The sequence below is a fragment of the Streptantibioticus parmotrematis genome (genome assembly GCF_019890615.1).
GTDB lineage: Bacteria > Actinomycetota > Actinomycetes > Streptomycetales > Streptomycetaceae > Streptantibioticus_D > Streptantibioticus_D parmotrematis.
Genome location: NZ_JAINVZ010000001.1, coordinates 256298 through 280719, shown reverse-complemented (window position 1 = coordinate 280719; position 24422 = coordinate 256298). Strand labels below are relative to the sequence as shown.

The following is a 24422-nucleotide window of genomic DNA, read 5'->3' as shown; positions in this document are numbered from 1 at the left end:
CGCACCCCCTCCCCGCGTCCGGTGCCCGTTCCTTTCGTGCCCGCATCCTTCCCCGGGTGCGGGCACGGCCATGCCTCAGTCGCGGTTCTCCAGCCCAGGACGCAGCCGTTCCAGCAGCGCGTACAACGTGACCCGCTCGTCCTCGGTCAGCGCGTCGAGGGCGGTGTGGGTGGCCTGCATCTCGGCGCGGATGCGCTGGATGGTGGCCAGCCCCTCGTCGGTGGCGACCACGTTCTTGACCCGGCGGTCCCGCTCGTCGCTCTCCCGCACCACGAGCCCGCGCGCCTGGAGCCGGTCGACGATACCGGTGACGTTGGAGGCGTCGCACCCGAGCTGTTCGGCCAGACCGCGCATCGGCACCGGAGCGGTCACCTGCGCCAGCAGTCTGGCCTGCACCGAGGTGAGCCCGTGCTGCGCGGCTGTGGCCGCGTAGTCCTGCCAGTGCGCGGTGCCGAGGGCGACCATCAGATCGAGCAGACGGCTCTTGACGGCGGAGGGCGCCGGGTCGGTCGGGGCGGTCATGCCCGCGAGTCTACTGAAGAGCTTGAGGTCCTCAATCATTAACTTGACCACCTCAAGTATCCCGGGCTAGAGTCACGACCAAATACTTGATGCCTTTAAGCATCCATGTTGTGAAGTAAATCGAGGACACCCACCGCCATGAGCAACACCCCTTCCCTTCGGGCACCGCGGAGCGAGACGGCCGTCGTCTTCGCCCTGAGCCTGGCCGCCATGGTCGTGTCGATGATGCAGACGCTGGTCATCCCGATCCTGGGACTCATCCAGACCGACCTGCACGCCACGACCGCCAACACCAGCTGGGTGACGACCGCCACCCTGCTGTCCGCCGCGGTCTTCACCCCGCTGCTCGGGCGCTTCGGCGACCAGCACGGCAAGAAGCGCACCCTGGTCGCCGTGCTCGTCGTGATGGTGGCCGGATCGGTGCTGGCCGCCGTCACCCACTCGTTGCTGTGGCTGATCGTCGGCCGGGTGCTCCAGGGCGCGGCCACCGCGATCTTCCCGCTCGCGCTGTCCGTGCTGCGTGAGGAGATCAAGCCCGCCAAGCTGCCCGGCGCGATGGCCATGGTCAGCGGCACGCTCGCCTTCGGCAGCGGTCTGGCCCTGGTCTCCACCGGTCTGCTGACCTCCGGCAGCCACCCCGACTACCGCAGCGCGTTCTGGCTGGCCACCGGTCTCGCGGTGCTCGCGCTGCTGGCCGTGGTCTTCCTCGTGCCGGCGACCCGTCAGACCACCGGCGGTCGCACCGACGTGCTGGGCGCGCTCACCCTCGCCGCCGCGCTGGTGCTCCTGCTGCTGCCGATCACCCAGGGCCACGACTGGGGCTGGTCCTCGGCGCGCACGCTGGGCTGCTTCACCGCCGCGGTCGTGATGGCGCTCGTGTGGGTCGTGGTGGAGAAGCGGGTGCGCGAACCCCTGGTGGACATGGGCATGTTCGTCCACCGCCCGGTGCTCTTCTCCAACCTGGCCGGTCTGCTGGTCGGCTTCGGCTCGTTCGCCCTGTTCATCGGCGTCTCGTACCTGGTGCAGATGCCGTCGGGGATCGCCGGGTACGGGTTCGACGCCAGCGTGCTGCGGGCCTCCGTCGAGTACCTGCTGCCGGGCACCATCGTCTCGCTGCTCGCCGCGCCCATCGGCGGCCAGCTGGTGCGCCACCACGGTCCGCGCCTGGTGCTGGCGCTCGCCTCGGTCACCGGGACCGCGGGCTTCGGCTGGATCGCGCTGGACCACAAGCACAGCGCGTCGGTCGTCGTCGGCGCGATGCTGGTGGGCGCGGCGATCAGCTTCGGTTACGCGGCGATGCCCGCCGTCATCGTGGCCAGCGTCCCGCACCACCAGACCGGCATCGCCAACGGCATCAACTCGATCTCCCGCTCGACCGGCAGCGCCATCGGCAGCGCGACCATCACCACGGTGCTGGCGTCCAAGACCATCGCGCACCTGCCGCCGGGCGCGCCCGCGCTGCCCGCGGAGAGCCAGTTCACCCTCACGTTCGTCATCGCGGGCGTGGCCCTGCTGCTGGTCTCCGCGGTCGCCGGGCTGGGCCTGCGCCGGATCCACGGGCCGCGCACCGAGCCGGTCGCCGAGCAGACCGCGCAGCCGGTGAGCGAGACGGGCGCCGCGGTCTGACCGGGCGCGGGGCCGTCACGGACGCGACGTCCGATGGCCGCCAGCGCGCGGGAGCGTGATCGGAAAGGGTCGGGACCAGTACGCCGCTCACGGCGTGCCGGTCCCGGCCCTTCCTCACGTTCCGCGAAAGGCGGCAGCATGCACCAGGTTCCCGGAGTCAAGGTCCTCTACTTCGGCACCCCCGTCGTCCTGATCAGCACCCGCAACGAGGACGGCACCGCCAACCTCGCCCCGATGTCGTCCGCCTGGTGGCTCGGCCCGTACGCGATGCTCGGCATGGGCAGCGCCAGCCGCACCACCCGCAACCTGCTGCGCGAGGGCGAGTGCGTGCTCAACCTGCCGTCCGCCGCGATGGCCGACGCCGTCGACCGCATCGCGCTGACCACCGGCGAGCCGGAGTTCTCCGACCGCAAGCGGGCGCAGGGCTACCGGTTCGAGCCGGACAAGTTCGGTACGGCGGGCCTCACCGAGCAGCCGTCGGAGCTGGTCGCCCCGCCGCGCGCGCTGGAGTGCCCGATCCAGATGGAGGGCCGCCTGGTCGCGTCCCACGAGGTCGCGGGGCCGGAGGTGAACGCGACCGCCTTCCAGGTCGAGGTGGTGCGCACCCACGTCGAGGAGGAGCTGATCGTGCCGGGCACCCACCACGTGGACCCGGTCGCCTGGGACCCGCTGATCATGAAGTTCTGCGAGTTCTTCGGCGCGGGCGTCAACGTCCGCCCGTCGCGGCTGGCCGGGGGATGGCGGATGCCCCCACTGCGTACTCCCGCCTGAGCCGCTGGAACGCGGTGGGCAGCGGCCGGACCGGCAGGAACTCCGCGATCGCGCGGGCGCACGCGGCCGGGTCGGCGATGCTGGTGTCGCACTCGATGTCGTAGACACCGTGCGCGTGGACCAGCGGGAACTGACGGGCCGCCACGCTCCCCCGGTCACCGCGCTCGCGTTCACGGCGCTCCAGCTCGGGCAGCGGACAGCGCACGCCGACCAGCGTCACGTCCCGGGCGGTGAACAGCTCCAGGCATTCCAGCAGCCGCCAGCGCCGGGTGAGCACGTGGTCCACCACGATGTTGTTGCCCGCCGCGGCCATGCCGGCCGCGGCGCGGTGGAAGCCCCGGGCGGTGCGGTCGATCTCGGCCTGGAGGTCCTCCGGGGCGATGTCGCGATCGCTGCGCATGCGGTGGAAGGCGTCGAGGGGGACGTGGAACCAGGGGCCGTCCAGCACCCGCAGCAGTTCCGCGGCGATGCTCGACTTGCCGGAGCTGGACGTGCCGTTGAGGAGGACGACCCGGCCGCGCGGCGCCTCGGCGGGCCGTTCGTCGTACTCGGCGGGGAATGCGGGCGCGGTCATCGGTGCTCCCGGGGGTCGCGGCGGAGGATCCTCCCGGGATCGCGGCGGAGGATCGGGCGCCCATTATGAGCCCGCTTCCTCGCGCCTCACCCGCGGGGTACGCGACCGCTCCCGGCCCTCGTCGCCCGCCTCACTCCTGCGGTGCCGTGGCCACCCGCCAGCCCGCCTCCTCGAACGCCTTGCGGGAGTCGGAGGGCAGCGCCGGGTCCGTGATGAGGGTGTCGAACAGTTCGGGCCCGCCTATCGTGGCGAACGCGCGCGTGCCGATCTTGGAGGAGTCGGCGACCAGGATCGCGCGGCCCGCCCGCTCCGCCATCAGCCGGTTGACCCGCGCCTCGGCCTCGTCGTGCACCGTCGCGCCGACCACCGGGTCGACGCCGTTGACGCCGATGAACGCGACGTCCATGGTGATCCGGCTCAGCACCAGGTCGCTGTAGGGGCCGACCAGTTCGAAGCTGCGGCTGTGCGCGACACCGCCGGTCAGCACGATCTTGACGGTCGGCCGCACCGACAACTCGTAGGCGATGTTCAGGGCGTTGGTGACCACCGTGAGGTTGGGCCGGGGTCCCGTCTCGTCCAGGTCGGGGCGGGCGGCGAGGGTGCGGGCGATCTCGGTGGTGGTGGTGCCGCCGGTCAGGCCGATCACGCTGCCCCGGCTGACCAGCGCGCTGGCCGCCTCGGCGATGTGCCGCTTCTCCTCCGGGCGGTGCGCGGCGCGGTAGCGCACCGGCAGGTCGTACGCGACGGAGCTGAGGACGGCGCCGCCCCGGGTGCGGGTCAGCAGGCGCTGCTCGGCGAGCGCGTCCATGTCGCGCCGCACGGTGGCGGCGGAGACCTCCAGTGCCTCGGCGGCCTCGTCCACCTGCACCTGGCCGCGCTCGGCCAGCAGTTCGAGCAGGGCGTTGAGCCGCTCGTGTCGCGTCATCGTCCATCTCCCGGGTCGCGTGAACCGTAGCAGTCGGCGTCGCCACCCGGTCGGCCGAGCAGCCGCAGCAGCCGGCCCGCCTCCTCGGCCACCGCGTCCCGGGCCGGCCGCAGGTACTTGCGCGAGTCCACCAGGCCCGCGTCCGCGCCGAGCTTCTCGCGTACCCGGGCGGTGAAGACCGAGACCAGATGCGTGGAGATGTTGATCTTCGTCAGGCCCGCGGCGACCGCGCGCAGCAGTTCCTCGTCCGGCACCCCGGAGGAACCGTGCAGCACCAGCGGTACGGGCACCTTGGCGCGCAGTTCGGCGATGAGCGTCTTGTCCAGCTCGGCGGTGCGCTCCACCATCGCGTGCGAGGAGCCGACCGCCACCGCCAGCGCGTCCACGCCGGTGGCCGCCACGAACGCGGCGGCCTCGGCCGGGTCGGTGCGCGCGCCGGGGGCGTGCACCCCGTCCTTGCCGCCCACCTCGCCGAGTTCGGCCTCGACGAAGACGTCGCGCTCGTGGCACCAGGCGGTCAACTCGGCGGTCAGCGCCACGTTCTCCTGGTACGGCAGCCCGGAGGCGTCGACCATGACCGAGCGGACTCCGGCGGCCACCCCCTCACAGATCAGGTCCGGGTCGGTGATGTGGTCGAGGTGGACGGACAGTCGCGCGGGCGACGCCTCGGCGAGCGCGAGGGTGGCACGGGTGATCGGGGCGAGCGAGCCGTGGTAGCGCACGCAGTTCTCGCTGATCTGGAGGATCACCGGCAGCCCGGTGCGTTCCGCCGCGGTGACCAGCGCCTCGGCGGTCTCCAGGTGGATGACGTTGAACGCGGCGGCGCCGGCGCCCCGGCGCCGCGCGGACTCGACGATGGACGAGGTGGGGACGAGGGTCATGGCGGTCTCCGGTCGGGAACGAAGGCGGGGGGGCGGACGGCGGGGGCCTCGGAGGGGGCGAGCTTGGTGCGGGACCGCGCGGTCGGCGGTCCCGCACGTGCGGGACCGGCGATTACGTGGCCGGGTCCGCGGCGTGCGACCGGTGGACGGCGGGCCGGGAGGCGGGCGGTCCCGGCTCCGCGACCCGTACGCCGACGCGTTCCCACGCCAGCAGCGCGGCGCCCAGCAGCCCGGCCCGGTCGCCGAGCCCGGCCAGGCGCAGTTCGGGGCGGCGTTGCAGGGTCAGGCGGGCGTCCAGTGCCCGGCGCAGCGGTGCGAGCAACGCGTCGCCCGCGCCCGACAACCCGCCGCCGATCAGCACCAGTTCGGGTGCGACGACCGCGGCGAGCCCGGTCAGGGAGACGGCCAGCGCGTCGATCGCCGCGTCCCAGACGACTCGTGCGTCGGGGTCGCCCCGCTCCAGCCGGGCCGCCACGTCGACCGCACCGGAGACCGCGCGCCCGGTGCGCTCCTCGTAGCGGCGGCGGATGGCCGAGGCGGAGGCGACGGTCTCCAGGCAGCCGGTGCCGCCGCAGGGGCAGGGCAGTCCGCTGCCGGCGTCCAGGTGGCCGATCTCCCCGGCCCAGCCGCCGCCCGCGTAGGGGCGGCCGTCGAGCACGAGGGAGGCGGAGATGCCGGTGCCGATCGGCACGAAGGCCACGTCGCGCCTGCCGCGGGCCGCGCCGAGCCGCTGTTCCGCGGCGCCCGCCGCCCGTACGTCGTGGTCGAAGCCGACCGGGAGCCCTGTCGCCTTGGTCAGCCTGCGCACGAACGGCACGTCGCGCCAGCCGAGGTTCTCCGAGTACCTGGCGAGGCCCGCTTCCGCGTCCACCAGGCCCGGCACGATCACGCCGAGCGCGACGACCCGGCCGCCCCGCTCGGCGGCCGCCTCGCGCAGCCGCGCGGTGGTGCGGACCACCTCGGCCAGCACCGCGTCCGCCGTGGCCGCGCCGTCGCCCGCCACGAACGGCGTGGGCACGCCGTGGTCGTGGCGGACGAATCCGCGCGTGTCGACCAGACCGGCCTTGATGGCGGTGCCGCCGATGTCGCAGGCGACGACGACGTCATCGAGGCCATCGGAGCCCTCCGTGTACTCGGGGTGCTCGGCGTCCTCGGGACCCCTGGTCACCGCGGGGCGAGGATGACGGAACGGGTGAGGTTGCGCGGGGCGTCCGGGTCGAGACCCCGGGCCCTGGCCCGTTCCAGGGCGACGCGCTGGAGCAGGACGAGGTCGGCCAGCGGCTCCAGCGGGTGGTCGACGAAGGCCGCCCCGGTGGCGGTGACCTGCTCGGCCAGCCCCTCCGGCGCGTCGCCGAACATCCAGGTGACCCGGCCCGGCGCGGCGATGGCGATCGGCCCGTGCCGGTACTCCATGGCCGGGTAGGACTCGGTCCAGCTCTGCGACGCCTCGCGCATCTTCAGCGCGGCCTCGTTGGCGAGCCCGTAGGTCCAGCCGCGGCCGAGGAACGTGAACTGCTCGGCGTCGATCCACTCCTGGGCGACCGGCTGCCCCAGCGCGGCCCGCGCGTCGGCCACCGCGGACTCGACGTCCTGGCCGAGGTGGGCACGGAGCAGGGTGAGGGCGGTGGTGGCGAAGCGGGTCTGGACGACGGAGCGCTCGTCGGCGAACGGCAGCGCGATCACCTCGTCGGCGCTCTCCCGGACCGGGGTGTCCGGGTCGCCGACCACGGCGACGGTGCGGACCCGGCCGCGTACCTCGGTCAGCAGCCGCAGCACCTCGGTGGTGGTGCCCGAGCGGGTGATGGCGACCACCGCGTCGTAGCCCCGGTCGGCCAGCGGTGCCTCGGAGGCGGCGAACGCGTCGGTGACGCCCAGTCCCGCGGCCTCGCGCAGGGCGGCGTAGGACTGCGCCATGAACCAGGAGGTCCCGCAGCCGACGACCGCGACCTTGAGGCCGGGCGCGGGCAGCGGGCAGTCGGCGGCGGTGGCGAGGCGGGCGGCGGCGCGCCAGGTCTCCGGCTGGGACTCGATCTCCTGGGCCATGAATTCGAGCTGGCTCACGGGCTCCCCTGTCGTCGGCTGTCACGGACGCGTGGATGACGCCTCATGACGTGAAGTGCGGTACTCGCATCAGCATTGTGCACCTTGTTTCGGCCGGTACGACAGCACCGCGTCGTCAATACGCCCTATTTTTCGTGGTTCATGTATTTTATTCGGCACCACAGAGGCGCCCGTGACTGTTGACAGTTGAGCGAAACGGTCGCGACACTCGCACAATCAATCAGCCGCTTGCCTTGTTCTAAGGACCGCACCATGGCGTCACAGACCGCCGCACCCCCCGCGCGGCGCCGCTTCGGCACAGGCCACCGGATCGCGTTCACCGGTGCCGTGGTCGGGGTGATCTACGGGTACGACACCGGGAGCATCTCCGGTGCGCTGGTCTTCCTCGCCCGCGACTTCCACCTCAACTCCGGGCAGAAGGGCCTGGTCAACAGCATCCTGGTGTTGGGCTCGATCCTCGGCGCGCTCGCCGCGGGACGGCTCGCCGACGCGATCGGCCGCCGGATGACCATGGTGCTGGTCGCCGCCTGCTACGCGGTCTTCGTCGCGCTGTCGGCCCTGTCGCCCGGCATCGGGGTGCTCTACGCGTTCCGCTTCCTGCTCGGAGTGGCGATCGGTGTGTCGATCGTGGCGGCACCGCTGTTCATCGCCGAGTCGACCCCGGCCCGCATCCGCGGCGCCGCCGTCGCCACGTACCAGGTGGCCTGCGTCGCGGGCATCACCATCACCTACTTCGTCAACTGGGGCCTGTCGGGCGGCGGTCACTGGCGGCTGATGCTCGGCCTGTCCGCGGTCCCGGCGGCGCTGGTGGTGATCCCGCTGCTGCGGCTGCCCGACACCCCGCGCTGGTACATCCTCAAGGGCCGCCTCGACGAGGCGGCCCGGGTGATGGCGGACACCGACCCGGACGTCGACCCGGTCGCCGAGACCGCGGCGATCGACCGCGAGCTGCGCGCCGAGCGCCGCAACGGGGGAACGCTGGCGCAGTTGGTGCGCAAGCCGTTCGCCAGGGCCACGGTCTTCGTCATCGGCATGGGCTTCTTCTGCCAGATCACCGGCATCAACGCGGTCACCTACTACAGCCCGGAGATCTTCCAGACCATGGGCTTCACCGGCAGCGGGCAGAACTTCTTCCTGCCCTCGCTGGTCGAGCTGGTCTCCCTGGTCGCCACGATCTCCGCGCTGTTCATCGTCGACCGCTTCGGCCGCCGCGTCGTGCTGCTCAGCGGCATCGGCTCGATGCTCGTCACCCTCGTCGTGCTCAGCGCGGTGTTCGGCACCGGCGCCGTGCACGGCGGCGGCACCTGGGTCGGCTTCGCCGCCATCACCCTGTTCACCGCCGCGTTCAACTTCGGCTTCGGCTCGCTGATCTGGGTCTACGCGAGCGAGGCGTTCCCGGCGCAGCTGCGGTCGCTGGGCGCCTCGGTGATGCTCGCCGCCGACCTGGTGGCCAACCTGCTGGTCGCCCAGTTCTTCCCCTCGCTGCTGGCGCACGTCGGCGCGTCCTGGACGTTCGGCGGGTTCGCGGTGCTGGCGCTGCTCGCGATCTCGTTCATCGCCGTGATGGCGCCGGAGACCAAGGGCCGCCAGCTGGAGGAGATCCGCGCCTACTGGCAGAACAACGGCCACTGGCCCGACCCGCACTCCGCCCCGGCCTCCGGGGTGCGCGAGCCGCGTTCGCTCCTCGACTCCCCCGCGCTGGCCCAGCCCGTCCACGACGCGGGCCCGGGCCCGGACGACCGCTCCGCCTGACCCGCTCCCCGACCCTCGCCCCCCCGACCGCGAGCGCCCCGCCCGGGCGCCCGCCCCAGGACCGCCCGACCGCACCACGTAACACGCGACACCCGTACCACCGCGTCACCGCCCGACCGCACCACCGCACGTCCGCACCACCGCACAGTCCGGTATCCCCCAGCGGCCGGCTCCCGGTCCGGCCCTGAGCCGAGTGAGGTCGACACGTTGATACACCCGTCCCGCAAGCGCCTCGCCCACGCGATCACCACCACCCTGGCCGTCGGCGGGCTCGCGCTCACCGCGGCGCTGCCCGCCCAGGCCGCCCCGGCCACGCCCGCCGCCCACACCGCGCCGCCGAAGGCGGGCAACACCTCCCCCGCCTACAACGGCCTGGCGCTCACCCCGCCGATGGGCTGGAACGACTGGTCGTACTACCAGTGCAACATCTCCGAGCAGCTCATCCTCGACCAGGCCAAGGCACTGGTCAGCACGGGACTCGCGAAGAAGGGCTACAACACCGTCACCATCGACGACTGCTGGATGGCCAAGAGCCGCGACCGCAACGGCAACCTGGTGGGCGACTCCACCAAGTTCCCCGACGGCATGGCCTACGTCGGCAGCCAACTGCACAAGATGGGACTGAAGTTCGGCATCTACGAGGACGCGGGCACCGAGACCTGCGGCGGCTACCCGGGCAGTTGGGGCCACGAGACCGCCGACGCCAAGCGCTTCGCCTCCTGGGGCGTGGACTACCTCAAGCTCGACGGCTGCAACGTGCCCAGCGTGCAGGGCCAGTCGGACGAGGAGACGTACCGCGAGGAATACCAGAAGATGAGCCAGGCGCTGCTGGACAGCGGCCGCAAGATCGTCTTCTCGGAGTCGGCGCCCGCGTACTTCCAGGGCACCCCCGACTGGTACAAGATCCTCCAGTGGACGCCGAAGTACGGCAACCTGTGGCGCGAGGGCTGGGACATCGCGCTGGGCCAGGACAACGACAAGTGGTCCAGCATCATGGCCAACTACGGCTACAACGTGCCGCTGGGCGCCTACTCGGGCCCCGGTCACTGGAACGACCCGGACTTCCTGCTCGCCGGTGACTCGGGCCTGACCGCCGACGAGACCCAGTCGCAGGTGGTGCTGTGGGCCGAGATGGCGGCGCCGCTGATCAGCAGCACCGACCTGACCAAGCTCAGCCCCTCGGCGCTGGCGATCCTGGGCAACGCCGACGTGATCGCCGTCGACCAGGACCCGGCGGGCGTGCAGGGCCACCAGGTCTACAGCGACGCCACGTACGACGTCCTGGTCAAGCCGCTGGCAGGCGGCGACAAGGCGGTGGTCTTCCTCAACAAGAGCGCCAAGCAGCAGACCTTCACCATCGGCAGCCAGGAGCTGGGCTACCCCGCCGGTGCGAAGCTCGCCGCCAAGGACCTGATCAGCAAGACCACCACCCCGTTCACCTCGTCGGTGTCGGCGACGGTGCCCGCGCACGGCACCGTGATGTACCGCGTCCACACCACGGGCTGACCCCACGGCGCAGCACGGCGCCCGTCCCTTCCGCCCAGGCGGAGGGGGCGGGCGCCGCGTCGTTCGCTCACCAGGTGTCAGGCCCTGCGGTCCTCCGGGCTTCCGCTCTCCTCGGGAACGACCAGCTCGCTCATCGCGATACCGGCCTCACCGGAGACCGCGGCCAGCTCCTCGCCGAGCGGCTCGGGGCGCTTCTCGTGCCGACGGCCGATGCGGCCGGTCATCAACGAGGAGAACGCGGCGACCACGCAGGCGGCGACCGCGAACCAGAAGGCGATCACCAGGCCGTGGTGGAACGGACCGGAGATCAGGTGCGGGAAGAACTGCTTGCCGGTGATGGTCGCGCCGCCGTGCGGCAGCCCGCCCAGGTGACCGGCGAGCAGCTGCTGGAACGGGTTGTAGCCGAGGAAGGCCGCGAACAGCACGGCGATCGGCGGCAGTTGCGAGATCTGGGTGGCCTCGGCGTTCGGCACGCCCTGCGCGACCAGGCCGTCGTGCATGGTGTGCGGCAGCGTGTGGGACAGGCCCGCGATCATCAGGCTGAAGAAGATGCCGATGGACAGCACCATCGAGGAGTTCTGGAACGTGGCGGTCATACCGGCGCCCGCGCCGCGCGCGTCGGCCGGGACGGCGTTCATGATCTCGGCGCGGTTCGGCGACGCGAACAGGCCGGAGCCGAGGCCGTTGACCAGGATCAGCAGGGCGAAGACCCAGTAGCTGAAGTCGGTCGGCAGCTCCATCAGGGCCACGAAGCTCGCCGCGGTCAGCAGCGCGCCGCCCACCGTGAAGGCCCGCGAGCCGAAGTGGTCGGACAGCCAGCCGGAGACCGGCGCCGACAGCAGGAAGCCGATGGTCAGCGGGATCATGTAGATGCCGGCCCACAGCGGGGTCTGCTCGAAGCTGTAGCCGTGCAGGGGCAGCCAAATGCCCTGGAGCCAGATGATCAGCATGAACTGAAGGCCACCGCGGCCGAGCGCGGTCAGCAGGCTGGCGATGTTGCCCGCGGTGAACGCCCGCAGCCGGAAGAGCGACAGGCGGAAGAGCGGTTCGGCCACCCGGTTCTCGATCACCACGAAGCCGACGAGCACGATGGCGCCGCCGATGAGCGCGGTCAGCACCCAGGGGTTTCCCCAGCCCATGCTGCTGGAGCCGTACGGCTGGATGCCGTAGGTGATGCCGACCAGCACCGAGATCAGGCCGACGGCGAAGGTGACGTTGCCCCACCAGTCCATCTTCGCCTTGCGGCGCACACCGGTGTCGTGCAGCTTCACGTACGCCCAGATCGTGCCGAAGACGCCGAACGGCACCGAGACCAGGAAGATCATCTTCCAGTTGACCGGGGCGAGCACGCCGCCGAGGATCAGGCCGAGGAACGAGCCCGCGATGGCAGCGATGGAGTTGATGCCCAGGGCCGTGCCGCGCTGCTTGGCGGGGAAGGCGTCGGTGAGGATCGCGGTGGAGTTGGCGAACAGCAGCGCGCCGCCGATGCCCTGCACGATGCGCCAGCCGATCAGCCACAGCGCACCCGCGCTGCCGTGCATCCAGGTCAGCGAGAGCATGATCGAGCAGGCGGTGAAGACCGCGAACCCCATGTTGTACATGCGGACCCGGCCGAACATGTCGCCGAGCCTGCCGAAGGTGACCACCAGCACCGCGGTGACCACCATGAACCCCATCAGCATCCACAGCAGGTAGCTGGTGTTGGAGGGGTCGAGGGGGTCGAGGTGGACGCCCCGGAAGATGTCGGGCAACGCGATCAGCACGATCGACTGGTTGATCATCACCATCAGCACACCGAGGGTGGTGTTCGACAGCGCGATCCACTTGTAGTGCGGGCCCAGCGCCGACGCGTCCGGGGACCCGCCCGGCGTCGCCGGTGCTGGGGGTGTTCTCCTGGCTATGCCCACTTCTGTGATTCCCGTCCCCTTCGCGTCGCGTACGCGCCGACCGCGAGGAAGTTAGTTGCTTGAGGCTAACTAACTTTATCGCGTTCATATGACATCCGTATGTCCGAGGGACCGACGGCTGTCCTCAGGGGGCGGTCACGGACGGGCCGCAGCGGGGCCTACGGCTCCCCGATCACGCGGACCGCGCCGACCGGCGAACCGGCCGTGCGGGCGGCCTGCGCCCGTACCGCGTCCAGCGTGGCCGCGCTCAGCCGGTCGGCCTCCAGGTGGACGTGGACGACGTCGGGCTGCGGGTCCACCAGCGCGCCCGGGCCGCCCGCCTCCTGCACCACGCGGGTCAGCTCGGCCACGTCGCCGCGTGCGGCGGGCGAGCCGGGCCGAACCGGCGCCAGCAGCCCCACGCTGTAGACCTCGTGCGCCCGGGAGGTCACCCGCAGCGTGGGCGCGATCGCCCGCCGCACGGCGTCCGCCTTCGCCGGGTCGGTGTGCCACAGCCGCAGCACCACGCCCGGCCGCCCCGGGTCCTCCGCGCCCACGACGGTCCAGTCGTTCACGCCCGCCGCCCGCAGGTCCCGGTAGACCGCGAAGAGCCGGGCCTGGCCGAGGGCGGAGCCGTCCGGAGTGCGCACGGTCAGATCGTTGACGTCGCGGCGCAGGCTGTCGGGGGCCTGCCGGGTGGCGGTCGGCGCCGAGGCGGCCCGGTGCGGCGCGGTCGTGGCCGACGCCTGGGCCGGGGCACTGGCGGCGACCGTGGTCACCAGGACCGATCCCGCGGCGGCGGTGAGCGCGGTGCGCAGCGCGGGGGTGCGGCGACGGGGTGCCCTGTGCCGGGCGGTGCTGGCGTGCTGCCGGGCAGTCATGGTGTTCCCTCCTGCCGGGCGCGCCCCGGGTGGACCGCGGCGCGCGATGGTCGGTCGTGCGTGGGGCTGCGGCTACCCGGGCGGCCGTCCCCTACACGGAAGACCTCCAGGCATCTACACGGAAGACCTCCAGGCATCACCCTCCCCGGCCCGGGGTAAGCGGTCTGCGTCGGCGCCGATCCGCAACGACGCGGCCTCCCGGGCCCGTTCACGTGAGGACGCGCCGACGGCACACGCCCGCGGCACCCGGCCCACGGGCCTTCCGTTACGGAGCACCGCCTGTGAGCAACCCGACGGACACCCTCCTCGCCTACGGCTACGACCTCGGCGGCGCGGACGGCTGGAAGGTCGAAGAGACGGACGAATACGGCGAGTTGGCCGTCGACTGGTACTCCCCCGACACCGAGGGCGGCTTCCGTGAGGCGGCTCAGGACCGGCTGCTGGCCTCGACCGGCTTCACCGAGCGCTGGTCGCCGCAGGCGCACGGCTACTTCCTGCGGCGCGACGAGCGGTTGCGGTCCCTCGGCGTGGAGCTCACCCCGTACGGCAGGGAGCAGGCCCCGATGTACCTGCTCACCGCCCACGTCGTGCGCGTACCGCTGGGCGAGTGCGCCGACCTCGGGTCCGACGTGCCGGGGCGGGAGACCGCCGAGTGGGACGACGCCCTGCTCAAGGCGCTCGGCACGCTGGGCCTGACGCTGCCGGAGCAGCGGCCGCGCTGGCTTCTGTGCGCGTCCCACGGCGCCTCGGCAGCGCGTTCGGCCTGATCGGACCACGTTCCGGCCGCACTCCGGTACCCGCCGGAAAAAATTTCCGGAAACACGTATCGAGATTCGTGTTTGATGCTTCAGGTGTGGGTAGGCGCCTCCATGGCTTCGCGTCAAACGGAACCCAGGGAGGGCAGACCCGATGTCGGTCCAGCTCGAAGAACAGGTCAGCACCACGACGGTCGGCACCCCGATCGACACAACGGGGGCGTCGGTCGCCGAGGTGCGGGACATGTCCAAGGTCATGTTCGCGCGTCTGGGACGCCTTGAGGAGGGGACCGAGGAGTACCAGTACGTACGCAACACCCTGATCGAGCTGAACATGGCGCTGGTGAGGTTCGCGGCGAAGCGGTTCGGCAACCGCGCCGACCAGATGGAGGACATCCTCCAGGTCGGGACGATCGGCCTGATCAAGGCGGTGGACCGCTTCGACCCGGACTACGGCGTCGAGTTCGTCACCTTCGCGCTGCCGACCATCGTGGGCGAGATCAAGCGCTTCTTCCGCGACACCAGCTGGGCGGTGCGGGTGCCGCGCAGGCTCCAGGAGCTGCGCATCGACCTGGCCAAGGCGACCGACGCGCTCAGCGCCGAGCTGGACCGCGCCCCCACCGTCGGCGAGTTGGCCGAGCGGCTGAACATCACCGAGGAGGAGGTCCTGGAAGCCAGGATCGCCGCCAACGCCTACAGCGCCGGTTCCATCGACGCGCAGGCCGGTGACGAGGAGGACGACGGCACCGCGTGGGCCAACCGCATCGGGGCCGAGGATCCCGCGCTGGAGGGCATCGACAACCTGACCGCCCTCAAGCCGCTGATCGCGCATCTGCCCGACCGCGAGCGGACCATCCTGTCGATGCGGTTCGGCGCGGACATGACGCAGGCCGCGATCGGGGCCGAGCTGGGCATCTCCCAGATGCACGTCTCCCGGCTGCTGAGCCGCACCCTGAACCGGCTGCGGACCCAGTTGCTGACCGAGGACTGATCCCACGCCGCCCGTGCGACGCGAAACCGCCGTGCACGATTGATACCAACACTCGGTGCGGGGCCCGGGACACCGGGCCCCGCACTCGTGTTCAGTGCCAACGCGTCAGGCGCCGCTTCGACGCCTTCCGCAGCGCGTCCGGCACCGCGGCGAGCGCCTCCTGCGCGCGGCCGCCCTCGTACGCGTAGAGCAGTCCGTGCCCGAAGGTCTCCTCGCCCCTGCGGTGCGCCTGGTCGGCGAGCAGCGGCAGGGACTGGCGGGCGACCACCGAGTCCTGGTACTCGCCGAGCAGCTTCTGGACCGCCTTGGCCCGCTTCGCCAATTTCCGCGCGGGCCTGCCCACGACCGGCCGCGCCGTCTCCGCCGCGTACCGCAGGTGTTTGGCCGCCCGGCGCGTGCCGTGCAGCGCCTCGTCGCGGGCCGGTCCCCGCTCCAGCGACAACGCGTGGTCGGCGCGCGCCAGCAGCTTCCCGCGGCTGCGTCGCACGGCCTTCTCCAGGCGGCCACGAGCCTTCCGTTCCGCCTTCGGGCCGAACGGCGGATCGGCCGACCAGCCGCACAGCGCGTCCAGCAACGCGAAGTAGCGACCGCTCTCCAGCACCTCGACGACGCCGCGCCACGCGGTGCGGTAGGCCCGCGCCTCCTCGGCGGTGATCCGTCCCGCGCCCCGGCCGGTCAGCGCCGCGGTGGCCGGGTCGCCGGCCAGCGCCGCGAGATCGTCGCCCAGCCGCTCCCCCAGCACCTCGTGGTCCCTGGCTTCCCCCAGCGTCCGGCTGAGCCGCCGCAGCCCGCGTTCCAGTTCCCGCGTGCTGCCCGGCAGGAACAGCCCGCGGTAGGTCTTCAGCGCCGAGCGCAGCCGCCGCACCGCGACCCGCATGCGGTGCACGGAGTCCGGCTCGTCCGCGCGCACCGCGGCGTCCAGGGCCAACAGGGCCTCGGTCTGCGCGCGCAGCCGTTCCAGGACGACGGCGCCCGCGCTGCCGGAGGACGGGCGGACGGCCGGGTGAGGTGCGACTCCGGCGGCGGCCATCGCGTGCTGGAGCTTGGAGGGGTGTGCGGCGGGGCGTAGTCCGCCCTTGCGCAGCCGTTTGCCGACCGCCCTGAGCAGCGCCTCGTCGCCACGATCGAGTTCCACCTCGACCTCGGACCACGCGGTCAGCACGGCCCGTTCCCCGGGCGGCTCGCCCTCCCGGTCGCCGTCCGTCCGCACCGTGCCGAGCACCTGGCCGGAGACCCGGTCGACGGCGACCTCCGCGAGGAGGCGGTCGCGGGCGTCCAGCAGCAGGAGGCGGTCGCGGTGGGTGCGCAGCCGGGCGACCGGCACCACCTGCCGCCCCCGCGCCCGGGCGCGGACCAGCCGGGTGATCTCACCGGGCGGCCCTTCCCGCTCCCCGTCGACCGCGGCCACCCGGGTCTCGTGCCGGGCGCCGTCCGGCGCGGGGGTCTTCAGGTGCCAGCCCGCGTCGTGACCGCCGGTCCTGCGCCGCAGCGTGGAACCGGCGCCCAGCAGTGCCAGGCCGGCGGTGTCGTAGTAGAGGGCGTCCAGGTCCTCCGGCTCCCCCGGTGCCACCCGGGCCACGCCCGGCAGGCCGTCCAGGGAGGGCACGGGCCCGTCGCCCAGTCCTTCGAACTTTCCTTCCCGTTCCGTATGCGTCTGTGCCATGCAGTGCGCCTGCCCGCCGACGCATCACGTATACGGCTCACGTACACGGCTCACGTATACGGCGCGGAATCCGGCTGTACGGCACGGAATCCGGTGACCGTCGACGGTCACCGGATTCCGGTCGCGTTGCCTTCGGACGGATCGCGCTACCCCCAGGAGAACAGCGCCCACACCGCCTTGCCGCGCGGTGTGCGGCGGTTGCCCCAGCGGTCGGCGAGCACCTCGACGATGTGCAGGCCATACCCGCCCGTTCCGTCATTGCGCGCGTCGCGCGGGCGGGCCGGGTGCTGCGAGTCGTCGTGCACCTCGACCAGCAGGCCGTCCTCGCGCGTCACCACTCGCATCCGGGCCGGTCCCGCGCAGTGCCGCAGGGCGTTGGTGACCAGCTCGGAGACGGCCAGCACCACGTCGCCGTCGGGCCGCGCCGTGCGCCGCCCGTCGAGTCCGTGGTCGAGCAGCTCGCGCACCAGGTCCCTGGCGTCCGCGGCGCCCGCGCCCGCCGTACCGAGCAGAAGGTCACGCGACCGATTCCGCAGACCGGCGGACCGGTCGAAGACCTTCGGCATCGGGAACCTCCGCGATCGATCGTGTTCACTCAGGCTTCACTCCTGGACGTTTTGCCACTCAGGGCCGAGTCATGCCTGACAGGTCGTCCGGAGAGGGGGAACGCGATCGGGACGAATGGAAACGGCAACCCTGGGTATCCGCCGCTCAGACATCCGAGTTCGTGGAGGTACACGTCGTGCCAATGGAGATCGCCCCGCTCGTGGTCGAGGTGGCCGTTCCCGAGTCGTGGCTCGCGGTGGTGAGGATCGGCGGCGAGCTGGACGTGGACACCGCCACGAAGCTCCACCACCAGCTGGCCAACCAGATCGCCCACGGCAGAAAGCACCTGGTGCTCGACATGGCGGAGGTGCCCTTCATGGACTCCTCGGGCCTGAACATCGTGCTGCGGGTCAACCGCGAGGTGCGGCTGGTGGACGGCAGCGTGCGCATCGCCGCCCCCACCAGCGCGGTGCGCCGTCTGCTGGAGCTGACCGGAGTGAACCTCAACACACCCGTCCACGACACCGTCGAGGAGGCGGTGCAGGCGGCCCGCACCGATTCGGAGAACGGGACGCCGGGGCGCCTGCCCGACCAGGACCGCAGGGGGCTCGGCACGCTGCCCCCGCAGGACTCGCAGACCGGGCCACGGACGGATGGCCGCTGAGCCCGGTACGGAACCCGGATCGCCGGACGGCGTTCGCGAACTGGCGGACGCCGTCCGGGCATTGGCGTCCGTGTGGTCCCGGGCACCGCGCCGGGTCAGCCCGCGCCTGTCGCCGCTGCAATTGCGGGTGCTGGAGGTGACCGACGCGGGGCCGCCGCTCAACATGACCGGGCTGGCCGAGGCCCTGTGCACCACCTCCCCCGCCGCCAGCAGGCTGTGCGACCGGCTGGAGGCGGCCGGGCTGCTGGACCGGCTGGCCCACCCGGACAACCGCCGCGAGATCCTGCTGACCCTCACCCCCGCCGGGCGGTCGCTCCTGGCCGAGGTGGCACGACGGCGGCAGCGGGACCTGGACGAGGTGCTGGCCGCGATGCCCGAGGAGCGCCGCAGCGATCTCGCGCGGGGTCTGCGCTCGTTCCACGAGGTGTACGCGGCGCTGCCGCCACGCACGTGATCCGCGGTGCGGGCGTCGGTGGTGTCCACGCCCCTCGCGTCGTCCCGTCCTACGCCTCGCCGTCCGGTCCGTGCCAGTCGATGACCAGCACCGCCGCGTCGGCCGTCAGCTCGGGACTGCCCAGGTGATCCACCAGGCCGCGGACCACCGCACGGGCGGTCTCATAGGGCGGGGCGAGCCGGCTGTCGGCCACCGCCCGCTGCAGCGCCCGGTCCCCGAAGGGGTCGCCGGCGCGGGAGCGGGCGGTGTGCACCCCGCTGCTGACGATGATCAGGCGGTCCCCGGGAAGTACTTCGAAGGTCTGCTCCTCGTACGGCGTCTCCTCGAACATGCCGAGCGGCAGCTGCGGCTCCAGGGCGACGGGATCGATCCGTCCGCCGCGCTGCCGCAGGACTCTCGGCGAGCCCGCGTCGACGGCGCGGACGGTCCCGTTGGGGACGTCGAACTCGAGCAGGATGGTGGAGGCGTGCCGCTTTCCCCCGTACTGGGCGTGGACGGCCTGGTCGGCCAGGCGCGCCTGGTCGCCGAGAGACAGTCCGGCACGGCGGGCGTTGCGCAGCGCTCCTACTGTCAGCGAGGTGAGCAGTGTGGCGTCGATGCCCTGGCCCTCGCCGTCGGTGACAGCCACCAGGAGGCGGTGTTCGCTGGTGCTCCAGTCGAAGTTGTCGCCGCCGATCGCGTAGCTGGGCTCCAGGTGGCCGCCGATGGTGTACGCGTCGCGGGAGCAGCCGAGGCCGGGCAGCAGCTGCCACTGCATCTCGGCCGCCAGGGTGAGCCTGCGGCGGCGCCGGGAGCGCAGGTACAGGTCGGTGTGGCGGCCCGCGGCGACGATCTCGTGGGCCAGCAGGTCGGCGAAGTCCAGCAGCGGAGCGGTGTCGTGTTCGTACGGCGTTCCGGCGGGCAGCCGCACCCGCAGCACGCCGATCCGGTCGCCGCGCACCGACATCGGCAGGTGGACGGTGACACCGTGTTCACCGCTGTCCACGACGGCCTCCTGCGCCGCGAAGGCGCGCGCGACGGGCCCCTGGTCGACCGGGACGGCGTCCTCGGGACGGGGTTCCTCCGCGACGGGCTGCAGCACCGTGAGCCCGTAGTCGACGAGCAGCACGTCAGCCCCCCGCGCCCCGGCGTGTTCGGCCAGGAGTGCGGCGGCGGCCGAGGCCAGCGCGTGGGGAGGGGCGGAGCGCAGGCCGGCACCACAGGCTCCCGTCAGGCCGTCAACGGCGGCCACGGCGGCTCCCGGCGTGCGGCGGGCGTACGGCCCGGCAGTCCGGGCGGGCAGGTGCGTTCCACATGGTGAGGCGGCTACCCCGTCATGCGCACACTACCCCTCCGCCCGTTTGCGCCGTGTTTGCGGTGATTCGCGGGGGCGGCTGCCTGTGCCGCGCTGACAGTGGACGCCGCGGCCTGCGAGAGTGGAGCCGTGAGCCCTTCCGCCCAGCGCCGTCAGCCCGATGAGGTGGCCCGCGTCGCCTCCGTGGCCGCAGAGCTGCTGGAAGTGCTGTGGGGCCGCGCCTCGACCGCGCCGGTGTCGACCTCCCAGCTGCGGGTGCTGTTCATCCTGGAGCACAACGAGGGCATCAATCTGCGGACCCTGGCCGAGACGCTGGGCTCCACCCCGCCGTCGATGAGCCGGCTGTGCGACCGGCTGGAGGCCGTGGGCTTCGTGGAGCGGGCCACCAGCGACACCAGCCGGCGCGAGGTGCGGCTGCGGGTCAGCGCCCGTGGCCGCGAGTTCCTGCGCGACCTGCGCTCCCGGCGCGAGCGGGAGCTGCGCACGGTCGTCGAGCGCATGGCGCCCGCCAAGCGGTCCGCGCTGCTGGACGGCCTGGAGGCGTTCTGCACGACCGCCGCGGGCCGGGTGACCGACGGCGCGGCGGACGCCGACGCCCGCACGGCCTGAGACGTTCGCCACAGCCCGACGCCTCCACATTTGAGATGTTCACCACAAACCGACGCCCGTCGGCCCTGGCGTTCACCCGGGCGCGTGACCGTTCACAGTGCGGCGGGCGCGGGCGCCGTCCAGCTCACCCGCACCACCTTCCCCGCGCCGCCGGTCCGTACCTCGACCCGGCCGGCCAGCCGCCGGACCAGGTGCCAGCCCAGACCGCCCCCGCCGTCCAGCTGGGGGGTGCGCGGCCGGGGCGGCAGCGGGCTCGCGTCCTCGACCTCCATCGTCAGCAGCCCGTCCCCCGCGTGCAGCCGCATGCGCCACCAGCCGCCGGCGTGCCGCACCGCGTTGGTGATCAGCTCCGACGCCACCAGCACCACGGCGCCGTGATCCGCCCACGGGCACGCCTCGCCGAGGTACGCCTCCGCGGCGTCACGGGCCTCGGCTATCCCGGCCCGCGTCGAGTCGACCGTCAGCATCCCTTCGTCCTTCCCCCCGTGGTGATCTGGCCCCAGGATCCCACCGGGGTACGACACCGGGCACGCGAGGGTACGGGTGTCCGCAACGGTGTATCACCAGGGGCGGCTTGCTTCTCGGCATCGATCGAGGGATCGTTTGTCATCCAACAACTGTTTAGTCCGGCCAGGGAAGGGTGGGCGGGGCACGCCTTCGCGATCGGCGTGGGAGAGTGGACCGCTTCACTCGAGGTGAGGCCAGATGCTGCTGGGGGTCATGGGTGGTTCCGACGCAACCGCGCGGTGCCGGTGTCACGGCGCCGACGCTCCGTACGGAGCTGAGCGTGCTGCTCGTGGAGGACGACGCGGGTGACGCGCTCCTCGTCGAGGAGCTGCTCGCCGACAGCGGGCTGCCGGCGAGGCTGCGCTGGGTGCGCTCCCTGGAGGACGCCCGCGCGGCCCTGCGCGAGGGCGTGCCGCACTGCGTCCTGCTCGATCTGCACCTGCCCGACGCGCACGGCACGGCGGCACTCGACAGCGTGCTGAGCCAGGCGGCGGTGGCGGCCGTGGTGGTGCTCACCGGGCTGGCCGGTGAGCAGAGCGGCCTCGCCGCGGTCGCCGCGGGCGCTCAGGACTACCTGGTCAAGGGGCGGGTGGACGCCGAGCTGTTCCGCCGCACCGTCCAGTACGCCGTGCAGCGCAAGCAGACCGAGCAGGCCGCCGCGGCCCTCCAGGCGGAGCGGATGCGCGCGCAGGAGAACGCACGGCTGGAACGGGGTCTGCTCCCGGTCCCGTTGCTGCGCGCCGACCCGGCGGTCTCCGTGGTCGCCCGCTACCGCCCGGGCCGGGCCACCGCGCTGCTCGGCGGCGACTTCTACGACGTGGTGGAGGCCGACGACGGCATCGTGCACGCCGTCATCGGCGACGTGTCGGGGCACGGGCCCGACGAGGCGGCGCTCGGCGTCTGCCTGCGGATAGCCTGGCGGACCCTGGTCCTCAGCGGCATCAGCGGACAGGCCCTGATGCGGCAGCTGGAGCGCATCCTGATCGCCGAACGCTCGGGTCCCGAGATCTTCGCCACCGTCTCCTCCATCGCGCTGGACTGCACGAACGGCAGCCTGTCGCTGCTGCGGGCCGGGCACCCGGGACTGCTGCTGCACTCGGCCGGCGAGGTGGAGCTGCTCGATCCGCCGTTCGGCCCGGCGCTCGGGCTGCTGTCGTCGTCCGGCGACCACTGGCAGCCGGTGCCGCTGAAGCTGCCGCCGGGCGGTGCGGTCGCGCTCTACACCGACGGGCTCTTCGAGGGCAGGCTCGGTGGCGCAGGCGTGGCCCGGCTGGGCGAGGACGGCCTGGCGGAACTGGCCGCGCGCCGCGCCGGGCTGAAGGGCGCCGCCTTCGTGGACGCGCTCATCGCCGACGCGGAGGAGGCCACGACGACCGGCGACGGTTTCGCCGACGACGTCGCGGTGGTCGAGCTGCGCTGGGAGGCGCCGTGACGGCCTCGACGGACGGGACGACCCGGACGGCCCGTACGAACGGTATGACGCAGACGACGGAGGAGAGCGGAGTGACGCAGGCGGCACGGACCCCACGGAGCACGGAGCGCGGGGGGCTGACCGTGCAGGGCTGGTGCCAGCTGATGGCCGGGGTGATGACCGTCCTCGTCGTCATCGCCGGGGCGGTGGGGGTGGTGTTGTTCCGGGCCACCCAGGACGCTTCGGACCAGTTGACCGATCACCTGGCGCCGGCCCGGGTGTCCACCGCCACCTTGCAGGCCGCCCTTGTCGACCAGGAGACCGGCGTACGCGGCTACGTGATCTCGCGCAACACCGAGTTCCTCCAACCCTACACCCAGGGCCTGGCCACGGAACGACAGACGTCCGCCACGATCACCCGGCTCGTCGGAAACCGTCCGGTCCTCGTCCACGACCTGAAGGCGCTGGAGGGCGCCGCCGCGACCTGGCGGCGCCAGTACGCCGAGCCGATCGTCGCCGCGACGCGGGCGGGTCGCACGGTGAGCCCGTCGGCCGTCGACGGCAGCAAGAACGCGTTCGACCACCTGCGCACCCTGATGAACGCCCAGAACGCGCACTTCGACAGCGACACCGGTCAGTTGCGTGACCGGCTGAACACCGACCAGACCGTGCGCAACGCGACGTTCGCCGCGCTGCTGGTCCTCTTCTTGCTGACCGGCATCGCCCTGATGCTCCTGGCCCGGCGCAACGTCGGCAGGCCGCTGGAATCGCTGCGCCTGTCCGTGCGACAGGTGGCCGGCGGCGACTTCTCCCGGCCCATCCCGGCGGACGGGCCGCGCGACATCCGCGATCTGGGTGAGGACGTGGACTCGATGCGCGAGACGATCGTCGCCGCGCTCACCGCCGCGCGCGAGCAGCAGGCGGTGCTCAGCAGCCAGGCGATCGAACTCCAGCGCTCGAACGCCGAGTTGGAGCAGTTCGCCTACGTCGCCTCGCACGACCTGCAGGAGCCGCTGCGCAAGGTGGCGTCGTTCTGCCAGCTGATCGAGAAGCGTTACGGCGACCAGCTGGACGAACGCGGCACGCAGTACATCGCGTTCGCGGTGGACGGCGCCAAGCGGATGCAGGTGCTCATCAACGACCTGCTCACGTTCTCCCGCGTCGGCCGCCACTACGACGCCCGTGAGCCGGTCGACCTGGGAGCCACGCTGGGCAAGGCGCTGGCGAACCTGGAGGCGGTCGCCGAGGAGACGCGCGCGGACATCGAGCGCCCAGGCGATCTTCCGGTGCTCACCGGCGACCCGACACTGCTGACGATGCTGTGGCAGAACCTCGTCGGCAACGCGATCAAGTTCCGCGTCCCGGACTCCGCCCCGCACGTGCGGATCGAGTGCGAGCGGGACGAGGACGGGATGTGGCGCCTGACGGTGACCGACGACGGCATCGGCATCCCGCCGGAGTTCGCCGAGAAGGTCTTCGTCATCTTCCAGCGGCTGCACACCCGGGACGCCTACGAGGGCACCGGGATCGGCCTGGCGATGTGCAAGAAGATCGTCGAGCACCACGGCGGCCGCATCTGGCTCGACACCACCCGCGACCAGGGCACCCGGGTGTGCTTCACCCTGCCCGCCCAGGGCGCCCCGGCGCGGCACGACGCCGCGCGCACCATGGAAGGAAGTCCGGCATGAACGCCAGCGCCCACCCCGTAGAGGTCCTGCTCGTCGAGGACGACCCGGGTGACGAGATGATGACCCGGGAGGCGTTCGAGGACAACAAGATCGGCAACAACCTGCACGTCGTACGGGACGGGCTCGAAGCCCTCGACTTCCTCTACCGGCGCGGGGACCACACCGACGCGCCGTCCCCCGACCTGATCCTGCTCGACCTGAACCTGCCCAAGTACGACGGGCGTCAGGTGCTGGAGCGCATCAAGTCCGACCCGGACCTGGAGCACATCCCGGTCGTGGTGCTGACCACCTCGGCCGCCGAGGAGGACATCCTGCGCAGCTACCGGCTGCACGCCAACGCGTACGTCACCAAGCCGGTCGACCTCGACCAGTTCATGGCGGCGATCCGGCAGATCGACCACTTCTTCGTCACGGTGGTCAAACTGCCGGGCCGCCGCGGCTGAGCGCCGGGGTTC

General features: G+C 72.3%; 24 protein-coding genes. 12 read left to right on the top strand and 12 right to left on the bottom strand.

Translation table 11 applies throughout. From position 1 onward, the window contains the following. Positions 1–75: 75 nt before the first annotated feature. Complete coding sequence (locus K7472_RS01300; RefSeq protein WP_222973095.1) at positions 76–522, bottom strand: MarR family winged helix-turn-helix transcriptional regulator; 447 nt, start codon at positions 520–522, stop codon at positions 76–78. A 138-nt stretch (positions 523–660) separates the two neighbouring features. Here K7472_RS01300 and K7472_RS01295 point away from each other — a divergent pair, with 138 nt between their 5' ends. Next, entirely contained in the window at positions 661–2148 is a 1488-nt protein-coding gene (locus K7472_RS01295) for an MFS transporter (protein WP_222973093.1), read from the top strand. A 138-nt stretch (positions 2149–2286) separates the two neighbouring features. Beyond that, positions 2287–2919 carry a flavin reductase family protein gene (locus tag K7472_RS01290; protein WP_222973091.1) on the top strand — a complete coding sequence of 211 codons (633 nt, stop codon included), beginning with the start codon at positions 2287–2289 and terminating at the stop codon, positions 2917–2919. Here the strand turns inward: K7472_RS01290 and K7472_RS01285 are convergent. From K7472_RS01285 to K7472_RS01265, 5 genes are all read right to left on the bottom strand, one after another. Then, a complete protein-coding gene (locus K7472_RS01285) occupies positions 2855–3493 on the bottom strand; it encodes a phosphotransferase-like protein (RefSeq protein ID WP_222973090.1) in 639 nt (212 codons plus the stop codon). The two genes, K7472_RS01290 and K7472_RS01285, sit on opposite strands and share 65 nt — an antisense overlap. Positions 3494–3623: 130 nt before the next feature. Further along, positions 3624–4418 carry a DeoR/GlpR family DNA-binding transcription regulator gene (locus tag K7472_RS01280; RefSeq protein ID WP_222973089.1) on the bottom strand — a complete coding sequence of 265 codons (795 nt, stop codon included), beginning with the start codon at positions 4416–4418 and terminating at the stop codon, positions 3624–3626. After that, the gene (locus K7472_RS01275) at positions 4415–5299 is read right to left on the bottom strand and encodes a class II fructose-bisphosphate aldolase (RefSeq protein ID WP_222973088.1); all 885 of its coding nucleotides are present in this window, start codon (positions 5297–5299) and stop codon (positions 4415–4417) included. The genes K7472_RS01280 and K7472_RS01275 overlap by 4 nt, the downstream gene beginning before the upstream one ends. Positions 5300–5411: 112 nt before the next feature. Continuing rightward, on the bottom strand, positions 5412–6467 hold the full coding sequence (locus K7472_RS01270) for an ROK family protein (RefSeq protein WP_222973086.1): 1056 nt from the start codon (positions 6465–6467) through the stop codon (positions 5412–5414). After that, positions 6464–7342, bottom strand: a complete 879-nt coding sequence (locus K7472_RS01265) for an SIS domain-containing protein (RefSeq protein ID WP_222973537.1) — start codon at positions 7340–7342, stop codon at positions 6464–6466. Before K7472_RS01265 ends, K7472_RS01270 begins: the two co-directional genes overlap by 4 nt. Positions 7343–7612: 270 nt before the next feature. Between K7472_RS01265 and K7472_RS01260 the strand changes: the two genes are divergently transcribed. Together K7472_RS01260 and K7472_RS01255 are read left to right on the top strand one after the other, a co-directional pair. Further along, the gene (locus K7472_RS01260) at positions 7613–9112 is read left to right on the top strand and encodes a sugar porter family MFS transporter (protein ID WP_222973085.1); all 1500 of its coding nucleotides are present in this window, start codon (positions 7613–7615) and stop codon (positions 9110–9112) included. A gap of 207 nt (positions 9113–9319) precedes the next feature. After that, a complete protein-coding gene (locus tag K7472_RS01255) occupies positions 9320–10618 on the top strand; it encodes a glycoside hydrolase family 27 protein (protein ID WP_222973084.1) in 1299 nt (432 codons plus the stop codon). 77 nt (positions 10619–10695) lie between these two features. On the opposite strand, the gene K7472_RS01250 is transcribed toward K7472_RS01255, so the two are convergent. Both K7472_RS01250 and K7472_RS01245 read right to left on the bottom strand, forming a co-directional pair. Then, positions 10696–12525, bottom strand: a complete 1830-nt coding sequence (locus K7472_RS01250) for an MFS transporter (protein WP_372457877.1) — start codon at positions 12523–12525, stop codon at positions 10696–10698. Positions 12526–12683: 158 nt separating this feature from the next. Then, positions 12684–13385 carry a hypothetical protein gene (locus K7472_RS01245; RefSeq protein ID WP_222973082.1) on the bottom strand — a complete coding sequence of 234 codons (702 nt, stop codon included), beginning with the start codon at positions 13383–13385 and terminating at the stop codon, positions 12684–12686. Positions 13386–13666: 281 nt separating this feature from the next. Between K7472_RS01245 and K7472_RS01240 the strand changes: the two genes are divergently transcribed. Both K7472_RS01240 and K7472_RS01235 read left to right on the top strand, forming a co-directional pair. Then, positions 13667–14152 carry a hypothetical protein gene (locus K7472_RS01240; RefSeq protein ID WP_222973080.1) on the top strand — a complete coding sequence of 162 codons (486 nt, stop codon included), beginning with the start codon at positions 13667–13669 and terminating at the stop codon, positions 14150–14152. A 142-nt stretch (positions 14153–14294) separates the two neighbouring features. Next, entirely contained in the window at positions 14295–15131 is an 837-nt protein-coding gene (locus K7472_RS01235; RefSeq protein WP_222973078.1) for an RNA polymerase sigma factor SigF, read from the top strand. A gap of 91 nt (positions 15132–15222) precedes the next feature. Here K7472_RS01235 and K7472_RS01230 read toward each other — a convergent pair whose 3' ends face one another. Together K7472_RS01230 and K7472_RS01225 are read right to left on the bottom strand one after the other, a co-directional pair. After that, complete coding sequence (locus K7472_RS01230) at positions 15223–16794, bottom strand: CYTH and CHAD domain-containing protein (protein WP_222973077.1); 1572 nt, start codon at positions 16792–16794, stop codon at positions 15223–15225. Positions 16795–16940: 146 nt separating this feature from the next. Next, a complete protein-coding gene (locus tag K7472_RS01225; protein WP_222973076.1) occupies positions 16941–17360 on the bottom strand; it encodes an ATP-binding protein in 420 nt (139 codons plus the stop codon). Positions 17361–17542: 182 nt separating this feature from the next. Here K7472_RS01225 and K7472_RS01220 point away from each other — a divergent pair, with 182 nt between their 5' ends. Together K7472_RS01220 and K7472_RS01215 are read left to right on the top strand one after the other, a co-directional pair. Continuing rightward, positions 17543–18004: an STAS domain-containing protein gene (locus K7472_RS01220; RefSeq protein WP_308013741.1), complete on the top strand. Its 462-nt coding sequence runs from the start codon at positions 17543–17545 to the stop codon at positions 18002–18004. Then, positions 17994–18458, top strand: a complete 465-nt coding sequence (locus tag K7472_RS01215; RefSeq protein WP_222973073.1) for a MarR family winged helix-turn-helix transcriptional regulator — start codon at positions 17994–17996, stop codon at positions 18456–18458. The genes K7472_RS01220 and K7472_RS01215 overlap by 11 nt, the downstream gene beginning before the upstream one ends. 49 nt (positions 18459–18507) lie before the next feature. On the opposite strand, the gene K7472_RS01210 is transcribed toward K7472_RS01215, so the two are convergent. After that, the gene (locus K7472_RS01210) at positions 18508–19689 is read right to left on the bottom strand and encodes a PP2C family protein-serine/threonine phosphatase (protein WP_308013710.1); all 1182 of its coding nucleotides are present in this window, start codon (positions 19687–19689) and stop codon (positions 18508–18510) included. 192 nt (positions 19690–19881) lie between these two features. Here K7472_RS01210 and K7472_RS01205 point away from each other — a divergent pair, with 192 nt between their 5' ends. Continuing rightward, positions 19882–20361 (top strand): MarR family winged helix-turn-helix transcriptional regulator, encoded by a 480-nt coding sequence (locus tag K7472_RS01205; protein WP_222973070.1) that lies wholly within the window; start codon positions 19882–19884, stop codon positions 20359–20361. 92 nt (positions 20362–20453) lie between these two features. On the opposite strand, the gene K7472_RS01200 is transcribed toward K7472_RS01205, so the two are convergent. Beyond that, complete coding sequence (locus K7472_RS01200; protein ID WP_222973068.1) at positions 20454–20828, bottom strand: ATP-binding protein; 375 nt, start codon at positions 20826–20828, stop codon at positions 20454–20456. A 257-nt stretch (positions 20829–21085) separates the two neighbouring features. Here K7472_RS01200 and K7472_RS01195 point away from each other — a divergent pair, with 257 nt between their 5' ends. From K7472_RS01195 to K7472_RS01185, 3 genes are read left to right on the top strand one after another with little or no spacing between them, the layout of a single operon-like run. Beyond that, on the top strand, positions 21086–22300 hold the full coding sequence (locus tag K7472_RS01195; protein ID WP_222973066.1) for a PP2C family protein-serine/threonine phosphatase: 1215 nt from the start codon (positions 21086–21088) through the stop codon (positions 22298–22300). 44 nt (positions 22301–22344) lie between these two features. Then, entirely contained in the window at positions 22345–23967 is a 1623-nt protein-coding gene (locus K7472_RS01190; protein WP_222973063.1) for a sensor histidine kinase, read from the top strand. After that, positions 23964–24410, top strand: a complete 447-nt coding sequence (locus K7472_RS01185) for a response regulator (protein WP_222973062.1) — start codon at positions 23964–23966, stop codon at positions 24408–24410. Before K7472_RS01190 ends, K7472_RS01185 begins: the two co-directional genes overlap by 4 nt. Positions 24411–24422: the final 12 nt, after the last annotated feature.